Raw genomic sequence first — 24,513 nt, 5'->3', positions numbered from 1 at the left:
TCCGCGTTTGGCGCTTGGACCGCCGCGGCGCCGGCATCAGGCTCCGCCCATGGACGCGATCGCCCGTGGCAAGCAGGTCATCGAAATGGAAGCCGCCGCCCTGATTTCCCTCGGCCAGCGGCTCGACGGCTCGTTCGGCCGGGCGGTCGAGCTGCTCCGCCAGGCCATCGACAGCCGCGGCAAGATCGTCGTGGTCGGCATCGGCAAAAGCGGCAACATCGGCCACAAGATCGCCGCCACGCTCAACTCCACCGGCTCCACCGCGGTCGTGCTCAACTCCCAGAACGCGCTCCACGGCGACCTCGGACTGGTCTGCGATGGCGACGCCGTCATCGCCCTCTCCTACTCCGGCGAAACCTCCGAGCTGCTCGATCTGCTGCCGCACCTGCGGCGCTTCGACATCACCCTGGTCGCCATGACCGGCAAGCCCGGCTCCACCCTTTCCCGACACTCGGACGTCACCCTCGATACCTCCGTCGAGCGCGAGGCCTGCCCGCTGAACCTCGCCCCGACCTCGTCCTCGACCGCCATGCTGGTCATGGGCGACGCGCTGGCCATGGCCCTGCTCGATGTCCGCGGCTTCACCGAGGAGCAGTTCGCCCGCTTCCACCCCGGCGGGGCGCTTGGCCGCGCGCTGCTGCTGAAGGTTTCCGACATCATGCGCGCCGGCGCGGCGCTGGCCGCGGTGCCGGAGAGCGCGATCGTCCGCGACACCCTCACCGCCATGTCCGCCGCCCGCTCGGGTGCCTGCGTGATCCTGCGGGAAAACGGCGGCCTGGCCGGCATCTTCACCCACGGGGACTTCGCGCGCTCCTACCAGCAGGACGCCATGGTCGGCAACCGGCCGGTGGCCGAGCTGATGACCCGCAACCCGATCAGCGTCGCCGCCGACGCCCTCGCCGCCGAGGCCGTGCAGACGATCGGCTCGCACCGGGTCGACGACGTGGTCGTGCTGGATGCCGACGGCCGTCCGGTCGGCCTGATCGACACCCAGGACTTGGCGCGGCTGAAGATCGTCTGATGGCGCTCAGGGCTTCGCCCAATCGAGGCCGTCCAGCACTGCCACCACCAGCTGGCCCTTGTGATCGGTCGCGGTCGGGTAGTCCTTGCGGATCTCCGCGGCCAGTTCCTTGGCCTCCTTCAGGTCACCGTTTCGCGCCAGCGTGTCGCCGAGCATGAGGCGGGCATAGGCCCCGACCTGGCAGCCATCGTAGTAATAACAATCGCTGAAGTCCTCGACCGCCCTGCGCAGATACTTGAGCCGCTGCTCGCCTTCACTCATCTGCCCGAGATAGAGCGTCGCGCAGCCGGTGCGGTTGGACTTCTTGTATTTCTGGATGAGCTTTTCGAGGCTGTCGACCGCCTCGTTGCTGCGCCAGTTCTTGTTGGCGACCTGATAGAGCGACTCGATGTCGCGCCGGTCCTCGATGCTGTAGACCTCGTTGTCGCGGCGTCCGCGCTCGCGGGCGGCCTGCTTGTTTTTCTCGACCGCTTCCGTGGCCTTGCCCTCGTCGGCGGCGGGTGCGTCTCCGAGCTTCTTTTCCAGCTCGGCGACCTTTTTTTCGAGTTCGGCCACCCGCGATTCGAGGCTGGCCGGCGCGGTCACCGGCAGCGCCAGCAGGGCGGCGGCCAAAATGGTTTTCGTTTTCATGGAATCGGCCATCCTTAGCCGAACCCGAGCGCGAACGGAAGCTGAGAGAGCGACAGCGCTTCCGCCGACCGCGCCGAAGCGCAGGAAGTCTGCGAAGCCGAAGTCATCGACGAACACGGGGCCGTCCCGATGTTTCCTTGAAAAATTGACGACCATGCTAGGCTCGGAGCCATGCCGGGGGTTTCCTCCCACCACCTGCTCGCCCTCACCCTCATCCTCCCCCCTCTCGCCATGGCCGAACCGACGGCCACGAGGGACTTGCGGATCGAGGTCGACTTCCTGCGCGGCAGCGACCCGCTCACCTCGGCCGCCATGCGCGGCGCGGCGATCTCGCGGGCGGACCTGATCCTCTCCGATGTTTCCTTCCAGCGCCCGGACGGGAGCTGGCTGCCGCCGGCCCGCTGGGATGGCTTCTTCAGCGCCACGGCCGAGGACCTATCGCCCCCGCTGCGCGGCCTGCCGGTCCAGGAAATGAAGGCGGTGCGGTTTTTCGTCGGGCCGCCGGAGGCCATCAACCACGCCGATCCCGCCAGCTTCGCGGCCGATGATCCGCTCAACCCCGCGCGCCACAACATGCACTGGGAGTGGCAGTCGGGCTTCATCTTCCTCGCGCTCGAGGGCAGGCTGGTCGGGGGAAACCAGGACGGCCGCGGGTTTTCCTACCACCTCGGCAACGACCCGCAGCGCCGGGAGATCACGGTGCCGATCGAGCTGCCGGCCGACCACGGAACGCTCCGGCTCGGGCTGGACCTCGATGCGGTGCTCGATTTCGACCTGACCGCCGCGCCGGCCAGTACGCACTCGCGCGAGGGCGATCCGCTGGCTGCGGAGCTGGCCGCCAACACGACCCGGGCCTTCCGTTTCCTCGGCACCCGCCGGGAACTGGTCCAGCCGGATGCCGCCGCGCCGGCGGTGAATGCACCGCCCGGCACGACGCCCTACCGGCTGGAGATTTCTCACCGTTTCCCGCAAGTCCAACTGCCGGCCGACAACCCGCTGACCCGCGAGGGCGTGGCGCTCGGTCGGGACCTGTTTTTCGATCCCGCCTTGTCGGCCGATGGCTCCGTTTCCTGCGCCTCCTGCCACCAGGCGGAGGCCGCGTTTTCCGATCCGGGAAAAGCGCGCAGCCTCGGAATCGGCGGCCGCCCGACCGCCCGTCACGGGATGCCGCTGTTCAATCTGGCGTGGGCGAAATCGTTCTTCTGGGACGGCCGCTCGCCGAGCTTGCGCGAACAGGTGCTGGTGCCGATCGGGCACCCGGACGAGATGGGGCACGACCTCGCCAAGCTGCCCGCCGACCTGGAAAAAACCTACGGCCCGCGGTTCGCGGCGGCCTTCGGATCGCCGGGCGTGACGAACGAGCGCCTCGGGTTGGCCTTCGAGCAGTTCCTGCTCAGCCTGGTCTCGCAGCACTCGCGATTCGATCGCGCGCTGGCCGGCGAAACGGAGTTCACGCCGCAGGAAAAGCGTGGCTTCCAGCTCTTCGTGACCGAGAACGACCCGGCCCGCGGGCTGCGCGGGGCCGACTGCTTCCACTGCCACGGCGGCGCGCTTTTCACCGACCACGACTTTCACAACAACGGGCTCGACGAGACCTTCGAGCACGATCGCGGACGCGCCGAGGTGACCGGAAACGACGCCGACCTCGGCAAGTTCAAGACGCCCTCGCTGCGCAACGTTGCCCTCACCGCGCCCTACATGCACGACGGCCGTTTCGCCACGCTCGAGGAAGTGATCGAGCACTACGACTCCGGCGTGCGCAGGTCGGCCACGCTCGACCCCAATCTTTCCAAGCACGACGGCCTCGGCCTCAGCGCACAGGACAAGGCCGACCTGACCGCCTTTCTCCGCACGCTCAGCGACCCGGCCATCCTCCCTACGTCATCGCGTAGTACGCGATCACGGCCCAGTCCGTAATCTCCCCACCTCCCCTCCCCCTCATGTCCCCCCGACGCCTCCTTCTCCCGCTGGTGGCCGCCTGCACCATTCCCGTGCTGGCGGACCCGAACGAACACGCGGCCGACGACGCCTTTTGGGCCGATGCCGCCGCGCTGCTGCCGGGCTTCGACGGCACGCCGGCCGCGCCCGGACCCTCGAACGACGACGGCTCGTGGGGCTCGGTGATGACGTGGCCGCACACGCCCGTTTCCGCGGCCACGCTGCCGACCGGGAAGATCCTGACCTTTTCCGGCCAGGAGCCGAAACACTGGCCCGGCACGAAAACCCAGACCTACTGGGCGGTTTGGGACCCGGCGAGCAACACGTTTTCCAACGACCTCTACCTCGACCACGAGATGTTCTGCGCGCACCTCGTGATGCGCACCGACGGCAACGTGCAGAGCATGGGCGGCCGCTACACGGTACGCGACTCCTCGACCTACGACTGGCGCGAGAACCGTTGGTCGCGGAACAAGAACATGTTCGATCCGCGCTGGTACACCACCAGCGTGGCGCTGCCGGATGGCGACGTGTTCACCGTCTCCGGCAGCGGCGGGCCGAACACGGCGGAGCGCTATCACCCGGAAACCGACATCTGGCAGCGGCTCGGCGGCATCAACTGGCAGCCCGTGGCCCAGGCGGAGGGCTTCGAGTCGGACTGGTGGCCGTATGTCTTCGTGGCGCCGGATGGCCGGCTGTTCCACTTCGGCCCGACCAAGGAAATGCACTGGGTTTCCCCGGACGGCAACGGCACCCGCGTCTCCGCCGGGCTGCAGGTGCCGGGCAACTACTACTCGAAGCACGCCGGCGTGGTGATGTATGCCTCGGGAAAATTCCTCGTCGCCGGCGGGGCGTCGTCCGCGACCGATTCGAACACTTCGTCGACGACCTGCTACACGGTCGACCTCAACACCACGCCGCCGACCGTCGCGCTGACTTCCCCGATGCGCTACCCGCGGCGGTTCCAGAACGCGATCGTGCTGCCGACCGGCGAAGTCCTGATCGTCGGCGGCAACACCTCCGGCGTGAAGTTCAGCGACCAGGGCACCATCCTCACGCCGGAAATCTGGAACCCGGCCACCGGCACCTGGCGCGAAGTGGCGGACATGGCGATCCCGCGCAACTACCACTCGACCGCCCTGCTGCTGCCGGACGGCCGCGTGTTTTCCGGCGGCGGCGGGTATGAGTCGGGAAATCCGAACTCGTCCATCACCCACACCGACGCCCAGCTCTACACGCCGCCGTCCTTGTTCGACAGCAACGGCAGCGCCGCCACCCGGCCGGTCATCGGCTCGGCGCCGGACTCGGTGACGCTCGGCTCGGTCTTTGCGGTCGATGCCACCGCCGGGCTCCACCGTTTTTCGATGATCCGCCTGATGGCCACCACCCACGGGCTTTCGACCGACCAGCGCTTTCTCGACATCCCCTTTTCCGAGGAAGCCGATGGCCACTACCGGCTGGTCGCCCACCCGAATGCCAACGTGATGGTGCCGGGCTACTGGATGCTGTTCGGTCTCGATGAAAACGGCGTTTATTCGAAGGCGAAGATCCTCCACGTGCGGGAAACGATCGATGCTCCCACGAGCGGATTGCAGGCGACCTATCACGACGGCACCGCGCTCGCGAACCCGAAGCTGACCCGCACGGATGCGGTCGTGGATTTCGACTACGAGGCCGAGAGCCCGCTGCCCGCCGAGCTCGGCGCGGACAACTGGTCGACCCGCTGGACCGGCTGGGTGATCCCCGACTACACGGAGACCTACACCTTTTCCACCACCTCGGACGACGGCGTGCGACTGTGGGTCGACGGGCAGAAGCTGGTCGATGACTGGACCGCCCAGGCCGCCACCGAGCACACCGGCAGCATCGCGCTCACCGCCGGCGTGCCGGTGCCGATCCAGCTCGAACACTACCAGGGCGGGGGCGATGCCATCATCCAGCTCCGCTGGTCGTCGCCGCGGACCGCCAAAGCCATCATCCCCTCGCGCACCCTGCGCGCCGCCCAGCCGGAAAACGAGGCGGTCATCGCCGCGGACAACCGTCACGAGTTCTACGTCGATGGACATCTGGTCGCGATCGGGACCGACTGGAAAAAAGCGCTGCGCTCGGCCTTCAGCGCGGGTCAGCGGGCGACGCTGGCCATCCATGCCACGGATGCGGACGGCATCGGCGGCGTGATCGGCGACTTCACCATCGGCGGCCATCCGGTGATCACCGACGCGGGCTGGAAGGTGTCCACTTCGGCCGCTGCGGGTTGGGAAAAGCCGGGCTTCGACGACTCCGGATGGGCCTCCGCCACCGACTACGGCGCGCTCACGGCATCGCCTTGGAATGGCGAGGTGACCGGCATGCCCGTGGACACGCCAGCGCGCTGGATCTGGTCGGCGGACCGCGAGGCGGATGATGAGGTCTTCCTCCGGCTGATGGTCGGCATGCCGGAGTTTTCAGCGATCAGCGACCGTGTCGGGCTCATCGGCAGCACGGTCTCATTCACTCCGACGATCACCTACTCCGACCTCGGAGGCATCACCTTCGCCGCCACCGGTCTGCCGGCGGGCCTGAGCCTCGATCCCGCCAGCGGCACGATCTCCGGCACGCCCTCGGAGCACGGCGTTTTCACCGTGACGCTGACCGTGCTGGCCGACGGCGCGATCGCCGACACGGCGCACTTCACCTGGACCATCCGCCTACCGGGCCAGGGAGACGGCTCGCTGCTGCGGGAAGTTTGGTACGATGTTTCTGGTAGCACCATCGAAGCCCTCACGAGCGATCCGCGCTACCCGGCCTCGCCGTCGCTCAGCGGGGAAATCACCGCATTTCCCGTGGCCGCCAATTCCGGAGACAACTACGGCACCCGGCTGCGCGGCTACCTGCACGCCCCCGTGAGCGGCGATTACACGTTCTGGATTTCCAGCGACGACAGCAGCCGCCTGCTGCTCAGCACCGACGAGTCGGCTTTCAGCGCGGTGGAAATCGCCGGCATCACGAACGGCAAGGCGGGCGTCACGGAGTGGAACAAATTCACCTCCCAACAATCCGCTCCGATCCCACTGGTCGGAGGCCGGCGCTACTATCTCGAGATCCTTCACAAGGAAGGCACCGGCAGCGACCACATCAACCTCGCCTGGCAGGGTCCGGGCGATGCCGAAATGGGGGTCATGGAGGGCTCCTTCCTTTCGCCCTACAACCCGAACCTGCCTCCGGTCCTCGCCGCCATCGGCGACCTCGAGCACACGGTCGGTGGTGCGATCACCTTCCACCCGCGGGCCAGTGATCCGAACGGCGACGATCTCACCTTCACCACCAGCGGACTGCCCGCCGGGCTTTCATTGGATCCGGAAAACGGCGACATCACCGGCACTCCGGTCTCACCGGGCGCGATGACGGTCACCCTGACGGTCTCCGACTCCGAAGGCGCCACCGCCTCGCAGAGTTTCCAGTGGACCATCCACGCGGCGCTCGCGCTGGAACCCCCGCTGAATGGCGTCGACTGGGCCGGCGCGACGCCCGGCTTCTCAGTGCAGGCAAGCGGAGGCACCGGCGTGCGATATGTGTGGAACTTTGGCGACGATTCGGAGGAGGAAACCACGACCGAGCCGGTGAACCAGCACACCTTCGCCACCCCGGGCCGCTACACGATCACCCTCACCGGCATCGACGCCAACGGCACCGAAACCACCGCCACCTTCTACCAAAACATCCGCCCCCACGTGTCGGGGGCGCGGCCCACCGTTTCCCAAGCCATCGCCGTGGGCGCGGGCAGCGTGTGGACGGTCAATCCGGACAACGGGTCCGTCTCGACGCTGAACCTCGTGACCGGCGGCATCAATGCGGAGATCGCCACCGGTGAAAAGCCGCACTCGCTGGCCTTCGCCCCGGATGGTTCCCTGTGGGTCGCCAATCAAAGCTCATCGACGATCAGCGTCATCGATCCCGCCACCTACGAGGTTTCCAGTACCATCGCCCTGCCGCGCGGCTCCGCTCCGTTCGGGCTGGCGTTCACGCCCGACGGCTCGGCGGCGTTCGTGGCGCTCGAGGCTTCCGGCCAGCTGGCCAAGCTTTCCCCGACCACCCGGGAAATCCTCGGCCTCGCGGAGGTCGGACCCCACCCGCGCCACCTCTCGATCACGGCGGACAGCGCCACGGTGCTGGTCTCGCGCTTCATCACCCCGCTGGTCCCCGGCGAGGCCACGGGGGATCCGTCACCCGATCAGGGCGGCGGGGAAATCGTGAGCGTTTCCGTTTCCGACCTCGCCATCGGCAACACGATCGTGCTGGTGCCCTCGCAGCAACCCGACTCGGGCGGCGGCGGCCGCGGCATCCCGAACTACCTCGGCCCCGCCGTCATTTCGCCCGCCGGCGACTTCGCCTGGGTGCCCTCGAAGCAGGACAACATCCAGCGCGGCATGCTGCGCGACGGCAAGGACCTCACGCACGACTCGACCGTCCGTGCGATCACCTCCCTGGTGAACCTTTCGACCGGTGCCGAGGAGGTCGAGGCCCGCATCGACCACGACGACGGCTCGGTGCCGTCCACGGCCTTGTTCGATCCCTTCGGGCTGTTCCTCTTCGTCGCGCTCGAAGGCTCGCAAGAGGTGGCCGTGATCGACGCCTACGCGCGGGCCGAGCTGTTCCGCATCCCGGTCGGTTTCGCGCCGCAGGGGCTCGCGCTTTCGCCGGACGGCAGCGTGCTGTTTGTGCACAACTTCATGAGCCGCTCGGTCTCGCTGGTGGCCGTCGCGGACCTGGTCAACTTCGGCCTGCCGCGCGCCAACCTGCTGGCCACGCTCGGCACCGTCGCCCGCGACGCGCTGCCCGCCGATGTGTTGAAGGGCAAGCAGCTGTTCTACGATGCGAAGGACGACCGCATGGGCCTCCAGGATTACATTTCCTGCGCCGCCTGCCACAACGAGGGCGGGCATGATGGCCGCGTGTGGGACTTCACCGGCTTCGGCGAGGGGCTGCGGAACACCATCGACCTCCGCGGCCGCGCCGGCACCGGGCACGGCCCGCTCCACTGGTCGGCGAACTTCGACGAGGTCCAGGATTTCGACAACCAGGTCCGCGACCTGGCCGGGGGCGACGGTTTGATCGACGGACTGCCGCACCCGCCGCTCGGCGAACCGAACGCCGGTCGCAGTGCCGACCTCGACGCGCTGGCGGCCTACGTGACCTCGCTTTCCGGCTTCGCCGAAAGCCCCCACCGCCAGCCGGGCGGCGAGCTCACCCCGTCGGCCCAACGCGGAAGGACCGTGTTCATTTCGGAAAACTGCGCCTCCTGCCACGGCGGCGTGAACTTCACCGATTCCGGCAGCGGGCCGCTCCACGACATCGGCACGCTGAAGCCCTCCAGCGGCTCACGTCTCGGCGGCGTGCTCGATGGCTTCGATACTCCGACCCTGCGCGGCCTCCACGACGGCGCCCCCTATCTTCACGATGGCTCCGCGGCCACCCTCGCCGAGGCCGTGCAGGCGCACGAAGGCGTGGACCTTGCCGGCGCGGACCTCGACGACCTCGTGTCCTACCTGCTGCAAATCGAGGACAGCGAAGCTGCCGCCCCGACGCCCGGCGCGCCGGCCATTCTTTCGTTCACCGCCTCGCCGACCACCATCCCGGCTGGCGGCGCATCGACGCTTTCGTGGACGGTCGTGGACGGCGGTTCGCCGCTCACCGAGCTCAAGCTCAACGGCGCATCCGTGCTCGGATCTACGACGTTCACCGTAAATCCGGTCTCCACGACGACCTACACCCTCGCGGCGACCAGCTCCGCCGGCACGGCGACCGCCAGCCTGACCATCACCATAGCTTCCCCGCCTCCGGCCGGAGGCTGGTCGGACTGGGTGCAAAATTACAGTTTGAGCGGCGACCCGGCCGACGATCATGACGGCGACTCGTTCAGCGACGGCATCGAGTTTTCCCTCGGCATGGATCCGACCGCCGGGGATGCCAACGTTTCCACCGTAGCCGGCGCCGATCCCGGCCTGCTCCGCGCTCCGAGGATCGAGCCCGTCATTTTCCCGGATGGATCCCGGCGTTTCGACCTCGTGTTCACCCGCCCCGCGGAGACGCCGGACGGGGTCAGCTACTGGCTGGAGGGCACGCTCGATCTCGAGGACGGCTGGGGCGTCATCGCGCATCTCAACGGCAGCGGCGGCACGGACATCGATCCCGGCGTATTGAGCCTCGAGGTACGGGATCTCGGAGACGGCACGGAGGAAGTGCACTCCAGCCTGTATGCCTTCGACCAGGGCTACCTGCGTCTATCCGTGGACATCGCGGGAGATACGCTGAGCTCCGCGCCTTTCGGCTGGCTCAAGCGACCCATCGATCGCAGCCAGAAGATGTTCGCGCCGCCGTTCGCACGGGAAGCGGTCGCGGGTGGAAACTTCACGAGTGCGGACGGCTTTTCCCTCACCGATCCGTCGGCCGCCTGGACCACGGACCAGTGGCTCGACCACGAAGTCCAGATCACCTCGGGTGATGCCGCCGGCGCGCTGCTGGTCATCACTGGCAACACCGCGGACACCCTCAACTTCGGGCATGCTCATCCCTTGCTGGCCGGCCGGCTGGCGGACGCGGCATCGGGAAACTACGTCATCCGCCGTAGCCAGACGCTTGCCTCGCTGTTCGGAGGATTGAATGAAGACGGAGTCATCCCGGGAACTCCGGACGGAGGCGATCTCATCTCCTTCGACAGCCCCGCCGGAGTCTTCGGCGACTACTATTTCCGTAGTGGCGGGCTCGGGGGCGCCGGCTGGCGCTCCACGGCCGATCCTTTCGCCGACATGGCCGGGGCCGTCATCGCACCCGGAGACGGATTCACCTTCCGCCACTCCTCCAGCGATCCGGTGACGCTGTGGTTCTACGGCGAAGTGGTGCTGGGGCAGCGCTTGCGCATCGTCCGCCAGGGCACGCGCATCCTCGGCAGCCAGACGCCGGTCGACCATGCCACCCTCGATACCCTCGGGCTCGATCCCTACTTCCTGGTCAGCCCGGATTCGAACAACCACAGCCACGTCTATCTGGAAAGCCCGTGGGGCTATCAGGGCCACTACCAAAAGGACGACACCCTGCCCGGCGGCAGCGGCTGGAGGGCGATCCCCGACGACGTGACGGAGGTCGGCGGCAAGGCGATCGATCCCGCGTCCGGCTGGCTGTTTTTCCGCTTCGGCGAAGAGGCCGTGTGGGAGCGGCCGCAACCCTTCAGCTATCCGGAATGAGGTTTCTCGTCCTGCTCCTGCTGACCTTGGGGATGGCCCGCTCGGCCGAGGTCACGATCAACTTCGGCGCCCAGTCCGCAGGCGGCGGTGTGGGCGACTTCCATGGCATCGAGCTGCAGCCGGGTTGCCGGGTCCTCGTCGGCAGCTTCGACCTGACGCCGGCCGAAGTGATCACCCGCGGTGGCGATCATTTCTACCTGCTCGACCATTTCGAAACCTTCGCCACGACGGTCATCGGGAGCTTCAATGGCACGCCGCAGCCCGCTCCGGGTGCCTTCTCCGGGAGCGTCGTGGTGGAAACGGAGGCCCATGCGGGAAAGCGGATCTACCTGTGGATCCTCGACGCGTCCGGCTTCGGCACCGCCACCAGTCATCTCGTGCTTTCCGCGGCGGACTGGGTCGTGCCCTCGATTCTGTCGGTTTCCTGTCAGACAAGCGATCCCGACCTCGCCGATCCCGGAGCGGTCGCGATCGTCACGCGGGACCCCGCGATTACCTCGCCGACGCTGGGGGGCACCCTGCTCCAAGCCGTTCCCCTGGATCATCCCGACGAGTCGGACAAGGACCACGATGGAAGGATCGCCTTGATGGAGTTCGCGACCGGAACGGATCCGGACGTGCCCGATTCCGCTCCCATCATGGCGATGCCGGGAAGCTTCGAGATGGTCCGACGGTCGGGTGCGAGCGGAGACGCCACCCGCTTTTCCGCCGCGGGTTTCGATTATGAGATCCAACACTCGACCGATCTGGCGGCTTGGGAGGAATGGCAGCCCGAACAGCTCGAAGCCGAAACCTCTCCGGTGCCCGGAAAGCCGGAATGGGAGCGGCTGCGGCTTGCGTTTCCCCCGCCCTCCGAAAGCTGCGGATTTTTCCGCGTCAAAGTCACCCGCCGCTGATGATTGCGCCTTGCCGGCACGGCCGGGCAGGCCGCTAGTAGGGCGTGCCCGACCCTTTTCCCTGGCTCGTCCTCCTCGCCGGTCTTGCGGCCGGGGCGGTGAACGCCATCGCCGGGGGCGGGACGCTGCTGACCTTCCCGGCGCTGCTCGCAGCGGGCTTGTCGCCGGTGGTGGCCAACACGACCTCGACGATCGCTTTGTGGTTCGGCATTCCCGGCTCGGTGTGGTCGTTCCGCCATCGTCTGCGCGAGGTTCGCGCCTGGATTTGGCCGATGGGTCTCGTGTCGCTGGTGGGAGGCGGGGTCGGCGCGTGGCTGCTGCTGGCCATGCCGGAGAGCATCTTCGAGGTCGCCATTCCATGGCTGATCCTGCTCGCCACGGGACTTTTCCTTTTCAACGAACCGCTGCGTCGCTGGGCCCGCGCCCACGCCGGGGAACCGGAAGGTCCGAGCCCCAAGGCGCTGGCCTTCCAAAGCGTGGTGGCGATCTACGGCGGCTACTTCGGGGCCGGGATCGGGATCATGATGCTCGCCGGCCTGGGAATCCTGGGTTTCCGCGACGTGAACCGCATGAACGCGCTGAAAAACCTGCTCGGCGCGCTGTGCAACACGGCCGCGACAATCGGCTTTCTGGTCAGCGGCCGCTACGACCTGCCTCATGCGCTGATCCTGCTGGCCGGCGCCTTTCCGGGCTACTTCATCGGCGCCCATTTCGCGCAGCGGATCCCGGCGAAGGTGGTGCGCGTGATCGTGGCGGCGATCGGGATCGGCCTCGCGGCCAAACTCCTATTTTCCTCGTAGCAGGCGCCTCAGAAGAGCTGGTCGAGCTGCTCCTCCGGCAGGTGGCCGAGCAGCAGGAACACGCGCCCGTCCTGCTGCCAGCGCGCCACGGTCCAGTCGCCGTGCTTGCCCAGCTTCGGGTGGCCGCAGGTGGGCAGCGAGGCTTTCACGTCCGCTTCGCGGAAGACCACGAGATGAACCGCATCGCCCTCGCCGCGGCGGAAGCACACGATGGCGCCCTCCTTGCCATCGACGTCGAGCGTCCGGCAGCCGATGCCGGGGATGTCCTCCAGGCCCTTGGGCACGCAGCCTCCGGGACAGGCGCGGCCGGAGTTGCGGATGAAATTGAACAGGACCTCGTGGTCCGGATTGCTCAGGTCCAGCGTGAAGCCGGGTGATTCGAGCGTCGAGATGGCCGAGTTTTCGACATGGGAGATTGGCACCGCCGTTCCCGAGTTGGCCGGTACCACGCCCGCGATCGGCACGGTGGATGAAGTCTCTCCCGGCTTGGAGAGGACCATGGCCAGAACGATTCCGGCGGCGGCGGCAAGGGGAATGGCAAGATATTTCCAGCGGGACGGACGAACCACCTCCGCCGGCTCCGACTTTTCCATCGCGATCAGGATTTCCTGGCGCAGGCCGGCAGGCGGACGGATCGATCCCAGGCCCGAGGCTAGCGCATGGTCGGCCTCGTCGAACTCGATGGCCGCGTGGACATCGAAGCAGGCCAGCACTTCCTCCCGAAGCTCCGGCGGCAGGTCCACGCGACCGAGGGCGGCGGCGAAGGCGGCATCGCGGGCCCGCTCGCGCCCCAACCATTCGCCCAATTCACGATCCGAGGCCGCGACGGCCAGGGCCTCGGCGAAATCGGCATCGGAGGCATCCGAGCCGTCGGCCCGGATGGACTTGAGAATAAAACGTGCCTGTTCCCTATCCATGGTGCTTGCGCAGGTGTTCGGGTTGCAGTTGGAGGATGTTCTTCGGGGCGCTCGCGGGCTCCTGAGTCATGCGCTTTTTCAGCATGTCCTTCGCCCGGGAAATGCGCGACATCACCGTCCCGATCGGGATGTCGAGGATCTCCGCGATCTCCTTGTAGCTGTGCTGCTGGAGGTAAAAGAGCGTGATCGGGGCGCGGAAGGTCTCATCGAGTTCGCCGAGCAGCTCGAGGGCGCGTTGGCCGTCGAGCTGGCGATCGGGATCGTCCTCCTCGGCTCCCGTGCGCTCGATGAGCTCTTCGGTCAGCTCACCGTCGGCATAGCGTCTCCGCCGCCGGGCATGCGACAGGAATTCGCGGTGGAGGGTGGTGAAAAGCCAGGTCTTGGCCTTGCTCCGATCCCTCAGCTGGTCGCCTTTCCGCGCCCAGATGCAGAAGGTCTGCTGGACCAGGTCCGCGGCGGTTTCGCGTTGCTTGGCCAGCGACAAGGCGAAGCGGTAAAGCGCCTCGTAGTGTGCATCGACCAACTCCTCGAACTCGCTCATGAACGCTATTGGGAGACAGCTCCAACGAGTCTATTCCCGGAATCTTGTCGCCCGGGATGCCACCGGTTTCCTCCTTCATCCCCCCGCCGCGCACACGAGGGGAAACGGGATCACGTTGTCCGGCGGGTCGGACCCGCCGGGCAGCTCAAGACGTTGTTCGCCATCCAGCACCTTCTCGGCCAGGTCGAGGATGCGGAACAGATCATTACGGTCGGTGGGGGCTTTCCCGAGACGGGACAGCTTCAGTACGGCCTCGCGGCTCATGGTGGGTGGGTGTGGAATAGAGGTTGGGTGAGAACCACTACTCCCTACGGCCTGGCCTTGGGGGGCACGGGCATGACCATGGGGTGTGGGTGAACGGTGTTGATAAAAACCATGGTCTCACCTTCGATCAAGCCATAATTCACTGATTCTGAGATACTTTTAATATCTTAAATATATGGTTTTTTCGGCTTTCCACCTTGTAGAAACGGAGATCTCCCCCGTTGAGGTCATCACCCCGTGCTTGCGAAACTCGCTGCCTGACCTTGAATGCCTGCATGTTACGCAGGTTGATCGGAGTCGTCTCAGGTTTTGGAGCGGTCGCGGGCGCCATGGAAGTGGCGAAGACGCCGGACGGGATGGAGGTGAAGGAGAACGGTCACTTTTTAACGGCCTATCATGCCGGCAGGGTGCCCTATCTCTATCCGCTTCCGAGCAGTTCGGGCGCGAATCTCGCCCGTCATTGGCCGATCGAGGACGATGCCGAAGGGGAGGAGCACGACCACCCCCACCACCGGTCGATGTGGCTCTCCCATGGCGCCGTGAATGGATTCGACTTCTGGGCCTGGACCGGCAAGGGCGAGCCGCAGATCAAGCACCTGCGGACGCACGACGTGAAGGAAGAAGCCGACGGAGCCGCCTTCACCGTCGACCTCGAGTGGATTGCCGACGGTCACCGCCAGCTCGCCGAGACCCGGACCTATCAATTCCACCGGGCCGATCCGGAAACGCTGTGGATCGACCTCACGTCCCGGCTCAAGGCCAGCGATGGCGAGGTGAAATTCGGCGACACCAAGGAGGGCACCTGCGCCCTCCGTGTGGATCGCACCCTGCGCCTCAAGGGTCCCATGGCCAAGGGGGGCATTCTCGACAGCGAGGGTCGGAAGGACGACCAATGCTGGGGCAAGCGTTCGAAATGGGTGGCGTTCGTCGGACCCGATGAACAGGGCGAGCCCGCCGTGGTCGCGATGTTCGATCACCCGGACAACCTTCGTTTCCCCGGCTGGTGGCATGCGCGCGACTACGGTCTGCTGGCCGCGAACCCCTTCGGCATCCACGATTTCGAAAAAGGCAAGGCCCCGGGGAGCGGCGACTTTGTTCTGAAAAATGGAGACACCCTCACCCTGCGCTATCGAATCCTGCTCCACCACGGCACCCCCCAAGGCGCCAAGCTCGGCGCCTGTTGGGAGGATTTTTCAAAGTAGCACCGCGAGCGGGAAATCGCCGGGTTTTCCCTTGACCGGTGGTCGCCGGCGTGCATTCTTCGCCGCCCGTCCGACGACCGGACCCCAATCTCCAACCATTTTTCCACCATGGCCCGCGTTTGCAGCATCCGAGGAAGCCGAGTCCGCTCCGGCGGCCGCATCAACCGTTCCGGTCTCGCCAAGAAAAAGGGCGGCATCGGCCGTCACGTCACCAAGGTCGTGAAGCGCAAGGTCGCTCCGAACCTCCAGACCAAGCGCATCTGGGTTCCCGAACTGGGCCGCTACGTCCGCGTGAAGCTCTCCGCCCGCGCGCTGAAGACGGTCAACAAGAACGGCGCCTTCGCCACCCTCAAGGAAGCCGGGATCATCTGATCCGAGGGCGAGCATTGGTTTTTTGATGAAGCCCGGGTTTTCCGACCCGGGCTTTTTCATGCTTCGATGCAAGGCACGAGGACCGCGTCATCCATGCCGTGGATCTTCTTTTTATCCGCCGGCACGAGCGTCGCCAGGCAGCCGCCGAACTCCGTCTGGCCGAGGTCGTCGGTGAAATAATAGGGGCACAGACGCGCGCGCATCGGCACGGTCTCAAGGCTTCCATCCTCGCGATACACCGGGTGCTCGACCAGTCGCGTGTCGCGGAATTCCTGTAAAATCCACGGCTGCTGGCTGAAATCCTCGAGCGCCTGCTCGAGCGACGCCTTCCACTCCGTGGCGGAGAGGTCGTGGCCGATGTGGACGCCCCTCGACCCCCACGCAGTCTCGTGAAAGCCGCTGATTTTGAGCACCAGCTGACGCTCCTTTTGGCTGAAGGCGGCCACCTCGTCCCACCCGTGCACCTCCAATCGCGGCAACGCGGCCTGCGGCGGCAGGGGCTCGGGATCCGCCACCCAGCCGAAGGGCACCCACTCCCGCAGACGCTGCAAGTGACTTCCGCGCATCATCGATTCCCACATCGGCTTCAGCGCCGGCGTCCACAGCAGCGCCAGCCACAGCTTGTCCTCCAGGTGGGGAAGACAGCCCGGCAAAAGCTTCAGCCCGCCGGCAACCGAGTCCTCCGCCAGCTTCTGGAACACGTCCATCGACTCCCAGTCGAACCACTCGAAAAAGCGGTAGACCTCCTCCGCCGAGCGGAAATCCTCCGCCATCAGCGCTCGCCGATCGCCTCCGGCCTCGCTCGCCAACCAGCGCATCTCCTCGAAATAATCAGCCGCCTCCTCGGCCACGACCGTGATATTCCCGCGCGCCGTGATGGAGCGGAAGCCCTCAACCATCCCCTCGGCTCCGCCCAGCACGTCGAACCCCGCCGCGCTATAGGTCCGGGCCAGCCAGCCGGTGATGCCCATCCCGCCCGGCACCGCATCGATCTCCGTCAGCGAAAACCCGTTTTCTCCCAACAGGAGATCCGGCCTCACCACACGCGGAAGCTGCCCCTGACGCCCGGCCTCCCGCTGGATCTCCACCATCCAGGTCGGCTTGCCCGTGTCCAGGAGTTCCGCGATCCAGCCAGGCAGCGAACCCGCTGCACTGCGCCGGTAGACCTCGTCGCAGGTCTGCTGGAAGCGCGCGAGCACATGCCCCATCCCCCGCAGCGCCCTTGCTTCGCTTTTGGAGAGCGCCAACGGCTGGGGAGAAAGTCGCCAACTTCGCCCGAAGCGGTCCCCCCCTCCGGCCTCGCGCAAGGTTTCAAAATCCGCCTTCATGCCATCGCCCGAAGCGCGCCGCGCACCAATTCCTCGGTGGTGGCGTCCGGTTTTTCCTCCAGCGTCTTTTTCACGGCCTTCCTTGCATCCACCTGCTTGTAACCCAAGGCCACCAAGGCCAGTTCGGCGTCCGCCGCGGCCGGCTGCATGCCTCCCGCCTCCACCTCGCGCCAGGTTTCGGCCACCCCCACCTTGTCCTTCAGCTCCAGCACGATCCGCTCCGCGGTCTTCTTGCCCAGACCCTTGATCTTGGAAAGGGCGGCAATGTCACCCTTGGCCACACAGCCCTTGAAACGTTCGACCGGCATGCCGCTGAGCACGGCCATCGCGATCGAGGGCCCGATCCCGCTCACCCGGTCGATCAGCAGGATGAATACGTCCCGATCCTCGTCGCCGGCAAAGCCGTAGAGCGTCTGCCCGTTTTCCCGCTGGTGGTGGTAGGTCCGCAGGTCGATCGATTGGCCCTCAACCGGGTGCAGCCGATCCATGCTCGAAAGCGGCACCATCACCTCGTAACCCACTCCGGCCACATCCAGCACCAGCCGGTTCGGGTAACTTTCCCACACGGTGCCCCGCAAGCGAACAATCATTGCAGCGCAGCTTGGCGAGGGCGTGGGATCCGTCAATTCCCGACGCGAACCCGGGCGCCACCAAGCATTTATTTCATGTTTCTTGAATTTTTTAGTTGATCGAATAAGTAGCGTTTTTTTAAAGCATGGGCTTTTTGGGGTCGCTTTTGTGACAGGTTGCTGCTATCCTCTCGCCGCTATGGCAACCACCACGAAACGCACTCGGTTCTCACGCCGGCTTCCCGATCACGTCACGGATGAACTCTGCAACGTCCTCGCGGAAGACAAGGTCTTTGGCTTCAATGACCTCTTCGAACGCGTCTTTGAGAACCTGAAAGTGCGCAACGCCGTCAGCGGTGGCGAGGAAATGCTTCGCCTTCGCGCTTACGAGAAACTTCAGAACCTGGTGACCCGCGGTCTGGTCGAAAAGATCGGCAAGGAATACAAGGGCACCAAGCGTGTCCACGAAGCGTCGAGCGAGTGGCTCGCGCAGCAACAGGAAAACTGAAGCTGAACCGCTTTCCCTGGGACCCGCTTCCGGCCATCCGGAAGCGGGTTTTTTGCGCCCTGGTATCACCCCCACGGATTCGTCGCAGCATCCGTAGGATCAAGCAGGGATGAATGGGATCCGGATGGGATTCTCCTCCCCAGTTTTCATCCCGTTCATCCCTCACTATCCGATTCATCCGGCTCCCCTTTTCCCTGCAGCGCTCCCCACCCTGAGGTAACCAAGTTCGCACTTGGCAGTCCCGGGCCTGCGGGCTATCCCCGGTCGTCCGATGAACGAGCAATTCCTCCCCGTCTTCATCCAGATCGTGTGCGCGGTCGGCTTCGCCGCCGTGGCTCTGGGTCTCAGCGTCGCCCTCGGCAAGTCCGCGCGCCGCAATGCGATGAAGGACACCGCCTACGAGTGCGGCATGCTGCCGATCGGCGATGGGGCCCCGCGCTTCTCGGTGAAATTCTACCTGGTCGCGATGCTCTTCGTCATTTTCGACATCGAGGTGGTCTTCATGTATCCGTGGGCGGTCCAGTTCCGCGACCTCGTCCACCACGGCGACCCGACCGCCTTGGTCAGCATCGCCGGCTTCGCGGGCATCCTCGCCTTCGCCTACGTCTACGCGCTCAAGAAGGGCGCGCTGACTTGGAAGTGATTTCCGGCCCGCTCTCCTCGCGAGGAAACCATCGGCACCTCCTTTCTGGAAGAAGGCTCATACTTCGAGCCGACTGCCTCACCAGCCCGGGCTGAACGCCGGGTTACGATTCGTCACGGAGCCACGGGGGCTGAAAGTTGGCCATATTTCATATCCGCGCCCTCCTTTTGGACGGGAGCTTCATGCTTCAGGCCAACGGCCTGAAATATACCAGCCCGGGCTGAACGCCCGGGTTCCGTCGCGGAGCCATGGAGGGCTGAAAGCCCGGTCCGTGCTTTGGGGAGTCCGCAGCCTTACCATGCAGCTACATCCCGGCCTTCAGGCCGGGATGGTTGGTCCCGGGCCGTTGGCCCTTCGAATCGAACGCCTTGATCCAAAGGTTCAACCACGCTCGGGATGATTCTCCCATCACCTCAGCCACTCCATGCCATCAGGCTTCGCCATCGGTCGTTTCATCCCCGTCGGAGCCTTCTCCGACATCTTCCGGTTCACTCTCCTCGTCATCTGGGATCACCAGCGCGATGTCCTGGAGCTTCTCGCCGCCCCGCAGGCTGAGGAGTTTCACACCCATCGTGTTCCGTCCGGCCTCGCGGACCTCGGAGACGCGGATGCGGATGCTTTGACCACCGGAGGTCATGAGCATGAGCTCGTCGCTCTCGGTCACCGCCACGGCTCGGACCACCTCGCCGGTTTTGTCGCCGACCTTCATGGTGATGATGCCCTTGCCGCCGCGGCTCTGGACGCGGTACTCGGGGAAGGGCGTGCGTTTGCCGATGCCGTTCTCGGAGGCCACCAGAAGGGTCGACTCCTCGGACACCAGCGATAGCGCGACGACGTAGTCGCCCTCCACCGGCCGGATGCCGGTGACGCCCGCGGTCGCGCGACCCATCGGCCGCGCCTGCTCTTCGGGAAAGCGGATGCTCATGCCCTTGCGGGTCACCAGCACCACCTCGTCCTTGCCGCTGGTCAGCCAGGCGCCGATGAGGGTGTTTTCCTCCTCGAGCTTGATGGCGATGATGCCGTCCTTGCGGTAGTTGCGGAAATCGTTAAGGGCCGTCTTTTTCACCCGACCGCTGCGGGTCGCGAAGAACACGTAGCCGGCGTCCTCGCGGAAGGTGATGTCGTTGCCATCCTCGTCGGTGACCCGTTCGAGGCGCAGCATGGCGGCGATCGTCTCCTCCGGCTGGAGGTTGAGGACGTTCTTGATGCTGCGGCCCTTCGAGGCACGCGAGCCTTCCGGGATTTCATACACCCGCTCGACATACACACGACCGGTGTTGGTGAAGAACATCAGGTAGTCGTGCGCCTGCACCGAGAACAGCTGCTCGACGAAGTCCTTCTCGTCCTCGTCGTTCGCGCCGCGGGTCTCCATGCCGCGGACGCCCTTGCCACCGCGCCCTTGCACGCGGTACTCGCTGGCGGGCGTGCGTTTCACGTAGCCGCGGTGGCTGAGAGTGACGATCATGCCCTCGTTGGCGATCAGGTCCTCGATGGCGATCTCGCCCTCGTCGGGCAGGATCGGGCAACGGCGCGGCGTGGCGTGCTTTTCTTTGATCGCCTGCAGCTCGTCCTTGATGATGCCGAGAACGCGCGCCTCGCGGGCGAGGATGTCGAGGAGGTCCTTGATCTCCTCGAGCACGGCGTCGTACTCGGCCTTGATCTTGTCCTGCTCCATCGCGGTGAGCTGATAGAGCCGGAGTTCGAGAATGGCGTTCACCTGGCGCTCGGTGAAAACATACTTGTCGCCCCGGATGCTCGGCTGGCTGCGGATCAGGATGCCGAGCTGCTCGGCGACCGGCAGGTCGAAATGCCGGCTACGGATCTTCTCGCGGGCCTCCTCGCGGTTCTTCGAGTCGCGGATCATCTTGATGAACTCATCGAGATGACCGAGCGCGAGCAGGAAGGCCTCGAGGTTTTCCGCGCGGTCCTCCGCCTTGCGCAGGAGGTAGCGGGTGCGGCGGACGACGACCTCGCGGCGGTGCTCGATGAAGGCGTCGATCGCATCCATCAGCGACAGCTGCTTCGGACGGCGCTCGTGGATGGCCAGCATGTTGACCCCGAACGAGGTCTCCATGGAGGTGAGCTTGAAGAGCTGGTTGACCACCACCTGCGGGCGGGCATCGCGCTTGAGGGTGATCTCGATGCGGGTTTCCTCGTCGGAAAGGTCGCGCATGCCCGAGATGTCGGTGAGCACCTTTTCCCGGACCAGCTCGGCGATCCGCTGCTGGAGCACCGCGCGGTTCACCCCGTGGGGGACCTGGCGAATGGTGATGATGGCCGCGCCACTGCCGGACTCATCGACCTCCATCACACCGCGCATCTTGATGCTGCCGCGACCGGTGCGGAAGTAGCTGTCGATGCCCGAGAAGCCGCGGATTTCGCACGCACTGGCGAAGTCCGGCCCCTTGATGTGGGTCTTCATCTCCTCGATGGAGATCTGCGGGTGGTCGATCCGCGCGCAGACGCCGTCGATCACCTCGCCCAAATTGTGGGCGGGAATGTTGGTCGCCATGCCGACGGCGATGCCGGTGCCGCCATTGACCAGCAGGTTCGGGATGGCGGCGGGGAAAACGACGGGCTCGGTGGTGGTGCCGTCGTAGTTCGGGATGAAATCGACGGTGTCCTTTTCCATGTCGGACATCATCGCCACGCCCATGTGGGTCAGGCGGGCCTCGGTGTAACGCATGGCCGCCGGCGGGTCGCCTTCGACCGAGCCGAAGTTGCCCTGCCCGTCGATGAGCGTTTCCCGCATTGTCCACGGCTGCGCCATGTTGACGAGGGTCGGGTAAATGGCGCCTTCGCCGTGCGGGTGGTAGTTACCGGAGGTGTCGCCGCAGATCTTGGCGCACTTCCGGTGCTGCTTGCCGGGGCTGAGGCCGAGGTCGTTCATCGCCAGCAGGATCCGGCGCTGAGAAGGCTTGAGGCCGTCGCGCACGTCGGGCAGGGCGCGGGAAATGATGACGGACATCGAGTAGTCCAGGAAGGACCTCGACATCTCGTCGGCTACATTGATCGGTTTGATCGAATCGTCGGACATGGAAAAATGGGTTGGCGTTGCCGCGGGCTCAGACGTCGAGGTTCTGGACGTTCAGCGCATTGTCCTCGATGAAGCGCTTGCGCGGTTCGACCACGTCGCCCATCAGGACGTCGAACATGCGGTCGGCCTCGAGGTCGTTCTCCTCGTCGAGCCGGACCCGCAACAGCTTCCGGGTCTCCGGGTCCATGGTGGTCGAATACAGCTCCTTGGCGTTCATTTCACCAAGGCCCTTGAAGCGCTGGATGCGCACGCCGCGCTGGCCGATGTCCATCACTCGCTCAAGGATCTCGAACAGGTTCATCACCGGCAGCGGGTCACCTTCGTCGCCCTCCGCCAGCTCGTAGAGCGGCTTTCCATCAGAGGAAAAGAACGGATCGGTCTCGAGGCCGAACTCCGAGAGCCGGGCGAGCAATTTCGAGATCGGAGTCGCCTCGTGCAGCTCGAACTTCACCGCACGACGGATCACGCCGGCGAACTTTTCGCGGTGCTCCTCGATCTCGGTTTCACTGAGTTCCTCGTCGAAAAGCCGCAGGTCCCGGTTTTCCGCAGCGTAGCTGAGCAGCTCGCGCTCGCTCGGAAAGTAGAGCACCTCTTCGTCGTTGCCCTCGCGCACGCGGACCATGTACTCGGGCAGCTTGCCGTCCTGACGGGCGGCGAGCAGTTCCTTGAAGTTGCCGCCATGCCCTTCAAGCGCCTTGGTGTAGCGGGTCAGGTGAGCCAGCGTATCGAGCACGCTGCGCAGCATGTCGGGCGCGACCACCTCGCCCCCTCCGGGCTTTCGGAGCGAAACGTCGTCGCTGCCGAGCGAGATCAGGATCTTCTGCAGCTGCGGCTCGTCAGCCACGTATTCCTCGCGCTTCTTGCGGGTCACCTTATAGAGCGGCGGCTGGGCGATGTAGAGGTAGCCGGCCTTCACCAGCTCGGCCATGTGGCGGCAGAAGAAGGTCAGCAGCAGGGTCCGGATGTGCGCGCCGTCCACGTCGGCATCGGTCATGATGACGATCTTATGGTAGCGCACCTTCTCCAGGAGGAAGGCTCCTTCCTGGTCGCCTTCGCCGATCCCCGCGCCGATTGCGGTGATCATCGCCTGGATTTCCTTGTTCTGGAGCGCCTTGTGAAGCCGCGCCTTCTCGACGTTGATGACCTTTCCGCGCAGCGGCAGGATCGCTTGGTTCAAGCGGTTGCGCCCGGACTTCGCCGAGCCTCCCGCGGAGTCGCCCTCGACGATGAAGAGCTCGGACTTGGCCGGATCGCGCTCGGAGCAGTCGGCCAGCTTCCCGGGCAGACCGCCGCCGGACATCACCGACTTGCGGACCGTCTCGCGCGCCTTGCGCGCCGCCTCCCGGGCGCGCGCGGCATTGACCGCCTTGTCGATGACGGTTTTGGCCAGATTCGGGTTCTCCTCAAAATAGGTCTGCAAGCCCTCGTAGACGATCGAAGACACCACGCCCTCGATCTCCACGTTGACCAGCTTGTCCTTGGTCTGCGAGCTGAAGCGCGGATTCGGCATCTTCACGCTGATCACGCAGATAATGCCCTCGCGAACGTCGTCGCCGCTCAGCGCCGGATCCTTGTCCTTCAGGATCTTGTTGGCCTTCGCATACTGGTTGATCGCCCGCGTCAGCGCCGTGCGGAAACCCGTGAGGTGGGTGCCGCCATCCGCGTTCGGGATCGAGTTGGCATAACACAGGATGTGATCGTTGTAGCTGTCGTTGTATTGGAAAACGACGTCCGCGAAGACGTCATCTTCCATCACCTTGCCGTCGTACTCCACCTCGACCTTGCGCTTGCCCTTCAGGATCACCGGGTCGGCGTGGACCAGCGTCTTCGACTCGCCGAGCTGGCGCACGAACTGCTCGATGCCCTTGGCGTAGAAGTAAGTTCCCTTCTGTTTCGTCTCCGGGCGCTCATCTTCAAGCTCGATGGTCAGGCCGGGATTCAGGAAGGCCAGCTCCCGCAGCCGTTTCGCCAGTCGCTCAAACTCGAACTCGATGGTGTCCGTGAAGATCGTGGCGTCCGGGAAGAAGGTAATGGTCGTCCCGGTCTGCGTTTCAGGAACCTCCCCGATCACCTCCAGCGGCTTCACCGTCTTGCCACGCTCGAACATGATCGCATGCACTTTCCCCTGCCGCTTCACTTCGGCTTTGAACCAATCTGAAAGGGCGTTCACGCACTTCGCCCCCACCCCGTGGAGGCCGCCGGAATATTTGTAGGCGCCTTGGCCGAACTTTCCGCCCGCATGCAGGCTGGTCAGCACCAGCTCGACCGCCGGAATGCCGAACTTCGGGTGGACATCGACCGGGATCCCGCGGCCGTCGTCGATAATACTGATCGAGCCATCGACATGGATCGCGATACGGATCTTGTCGCAGTAGCCTGCCAAGTGCTCATCGATCGAGTTATCGAGCACCTCGAATACACAATGGTGGAGACCCCGCACGTCGGGATCGCCAATGTACATCCCAGGGCGCTTCCGAACCGCCTCCAGACCTTCCAGCTTGTCGATCTGTTCGGCGCCATATTGCTGCTCGCCGCTGACTTTGGTGTGGCCTTCTTCAGGCTCTTGGGGCTCGTCGGACATGAACCCGGGGAGGGTCTGAAATCCCCCCCGTCGAGGCAAGGCCGAT

At 65.4% G+C, this 24,513-nt stretch carries 17 protein-coding genes; 9 read left to right on the top strand and 8 right to left on the bottom strand.

Annotated features, from left to right (window positions below; all coding sequences use genetic code 11):
- The first annotated feature begins 49 nt into the window (after window positions 1-49).
- Window positions 50-1,021: a KpsF/GutQ family sugar-phosphate isomerase gene (locus tag ABXH26_RS03670; RefSeq protein WP_353565681.1), complete on the top strand. Its 972-nt coding sequence runs from the start codon at window positions 50-52 to the stop codon at window positions 1,019-1,021.
- A 6-nt stretch (window positions 1,022-1,027) separates the two neighbouring features.
- Here ABXH26_RS03670 and ABXH26_RS03665 read toward each other — a convergent pair whose 3' ends face one another.
- Window positions 1,028-1,651, bottom strand: a complete 624-nt coding sequence (locus ABXH26_RS03665; protein ID WP_353565680.1) for a tetratricopeptide repeat protein — start codon at window positions 1,649-1,651, stop codon at window positions 1,028-1,030.
- A 171-nt stretch (window positions 1,652-1,822) separates the two neighbouring features.
- Here ABXH26_RS03665 and ABXH26_RS03660 point away from each other — a divergent pair, with 171 nt between their 5' ends.
- From ABXH26_RS03660 to ABXH26_RS03645, 4 genes are read left to right on the top strand one after another with little or no spacing between them, the layout of a single operon-like run.
- Window positions 1,823-3,568, top strand: a complete 1,746-nt coding sequence (locus tag ABXH26_RS03660) for an MbnP family protein (protein ID WP_353565679.1) — start codon at window positions 1,823-1,825, stop codon at window positions 3,566-3,568.
- A 23-nt stretch (window positions 3,569-3,591) separates the two neighbouring features.
- On the top strand, window positions 3,592-10,809 hold the full coding sequence (locus ABXH26_RS03655) for a PA14 domain-containing protein (RefSeq protein ID WP_353565678.1): 7,218 nt from the start codon (window positions 3,592-3,594) through the stop codon (window positions 10,807-10,809).
- A complete protein-coding gene (locus ABXH26_RS03650) occupies window positions 10,806-11,705 on the top strand; it encodes a hypothetical protein (RefSeq protein WP_353565677.1) in 900 nt (299 codons plus the stop codon). Before ABXH26_RS03655 ends, ABXH26_RS03650 begins: the two co-directional genes overlap by 4 nt.
- Before the next feature lie 44 nt (window positions 11,706-11,749).
- On the top strand, window positions 11,750-12,505 hold the full coding sequence (locus tag ABXH26_RS03645) for a sulfite exporter TauE/SafE family protein (protein WP_353565676.1): 756 nt from the start codon (window positions 11,750-11,752) through the stop codon (window positions 12,503-12,505).
- 8 nt (window positions 12,506-12,513) lie between these two features.
- Here ABXH26_RS03645 and ABXH26_RS03640 read toward each other — a convergent pair whose 3' ends face one another.
- The 3 genes from ABXH26_RS03640 to ABXH26_RS03630 all read right to left on the bottom strand — a co-directional run bounded on the left by ABXH26_RS03640 (window position 12,514) and on the right by ABXH26_RS03630 (window position 14,227).
- Window positions 12,514-13,422 (bottom strand): hypothetical protein, encoded by a 909-nt coding sequence (locus ABXH26_RS03640; protein WP_353565675.1) that lies wholly within the window; start codon window positions 13,420-13,422, stop codon window positions 12,514-12,516.
- Window positions 13,415-13,963 carry an RNA polymerase sigma factor gene (locus ABXH26_RS03635; protein ID WP_353565674.1) on the bottom strand — a complete coding sequence of 183 codons (549 nt, stop codon included), beginning with the start codon at window positions 13,961-13,963 and terminating at the stop codon, window positions 13,415-13,417. Before ABXH26_RS03635 ends, ABXH26_RS03640 begins: the two co-directional genes overlap by 8 nt.
- A 75-nt stretch (window positions 13,964-14,038) precedes the next feature.
- On the bottom strand, window positions 14,039-14,227 hold the full coding sequence (locus tag ABXH26_RS03630; protein WP_353565673.1) for a hypothetical protein: 189 nt from the start codon (window positions 14,225-14,227) through the stop codon (window positions 14,039-14,041).
- A gap of 275 nt (window positions 14,228-14,502) precedes the next feature.
- Between ABXH26_RS03630 and ABXH26_RS03625 the strand changes: the two genes are divergently transcribed.
- Complete coding sequence (locus ABXH26_RS03625) at window positions 14,503-15,429, top strand: DUF6807 domain-containing protein (protein ID WP_353565672.1); 927 nt, start codon at window positions 14,503-14,505, stop codon at window positions 15,427-15,429.
- A gap of 108 nt (window positions 15,430-15,537) precedes the next feature.
- Complete coding sequence (gene rpmB / locus ABXH26_RS03620) at window positions 15,538-15,801, top strand: 50S ribosomal protein L28 (RefSeq protein WP_353565671.1); 264 nt, start codon at window positions 15,538-15,540, stop codon at window positions 15,799-15,801.
- A gap of 56 nt (window positions 15,802-15,857) precedes the next feature.
- On the opposite strand, the gene ABXH26_RS03615 is transcribed toward rpmB, so the two are convergent.
- The gene (locus tag ABXH26_RS03615) at window positions 15,858-17,048 is read right to left on the bottom strand and encodes a hypothetical protein (RefSeq protein ID WP_353565670.1); all 1,191 of its coding nucleotides are present in this window, start codon (window positions 17,046-17,048) and stop codon (window positions 15,858-15,860) included.
- Window positions 17,049-17,125: 77 nt separating this feature from the next.
- Complete coding sequence (ruvA, locus tag ABXH26_RS03610; protein ID WP_353565669.1) at window positions 17,126-17,719, bottom strand: Holliday junction branch migration protein RuvA; 594 nt, start codon at window positions 17,717-17,719, stop codon at window positions 17,126-17,128.
- 178 nt (window positions 17,720-17,897) lie between these two features.
- On the opposite strand from ruvA, the gene ABXH26_RS03605 reads away from it, so the two are divergent.
- On the top strand, window positions 17,898-18,206 hold the full coding sequence (locus tag ABXH26_RS03605) for a hypothetical protein (protein WP_353565668.1): 309 nt from the start codon (window positions 17,898-17,900) through the stop codon (window positions 18,204-18,206).
- A gap of 271 nt (window positions 18,207-18,477) precedes the next feature.
- Complete coding sequence (locus ABXH26_RS03600) at window positions 18,478-18,849, top strand: NADH-quinone oxidoreductase subunit A (protein WP_353565667.1); 372 nt, start codon at window positions 18,478-18,480, stop codon at window positions 18,847-18,849.
- 430 nt (window positions 18,850-19,279) lie between these two features.
- Here ABXH26_RS03600 and gyrA read toward each other — a convergent pair whose 3' ends face one another.
- Both gyrA and gyrB read right to left on the bottom strand, forming a co-directional pair.
- Window positions 19,280-21,886, bottom strand: a complete 2,607-nt coding sequence (gene gyrA / locus ABXH26_RS03595; protein WP_353565666.1) for a DNA gyrase subunit A — start codon at window positions 21,884-21,886, stop codon at window positions 19,280-19,282.
- A gap of 28 nt (window positions 21,887-21,914) precedes the next feature.
- Window positions 21,915-24,467: a DNA topoisomerase (ATP-hydrolyzing) subunit B gene (gene gyrB, locus ABXH26_RS03590; protein WP_353565665.1), complete on the bottom strand. Its 2,553-nt coding sequence runs from the start codon at window positions 24,465-24,467 to the stop codon at window positions 21,915-21,917.
- Window positions 24,468-24,513: the final 46 nt, after the last annotated feature.

Source organism: Haloferula sargassicola (genome assembly GCF_040362925.1).
GTDB lineage: Bacteria > Verrucomicrobiota > Verrucomicrobiia > Verrucomicrobiales > Akkermansiaceae > Haloferula > Haloferula sargassicola.
The sequence above is the reverse complement of the archived record's forward strand: the minus strand, read 5'-3'. Positions and strand labels throughout refer to the sequence as shown.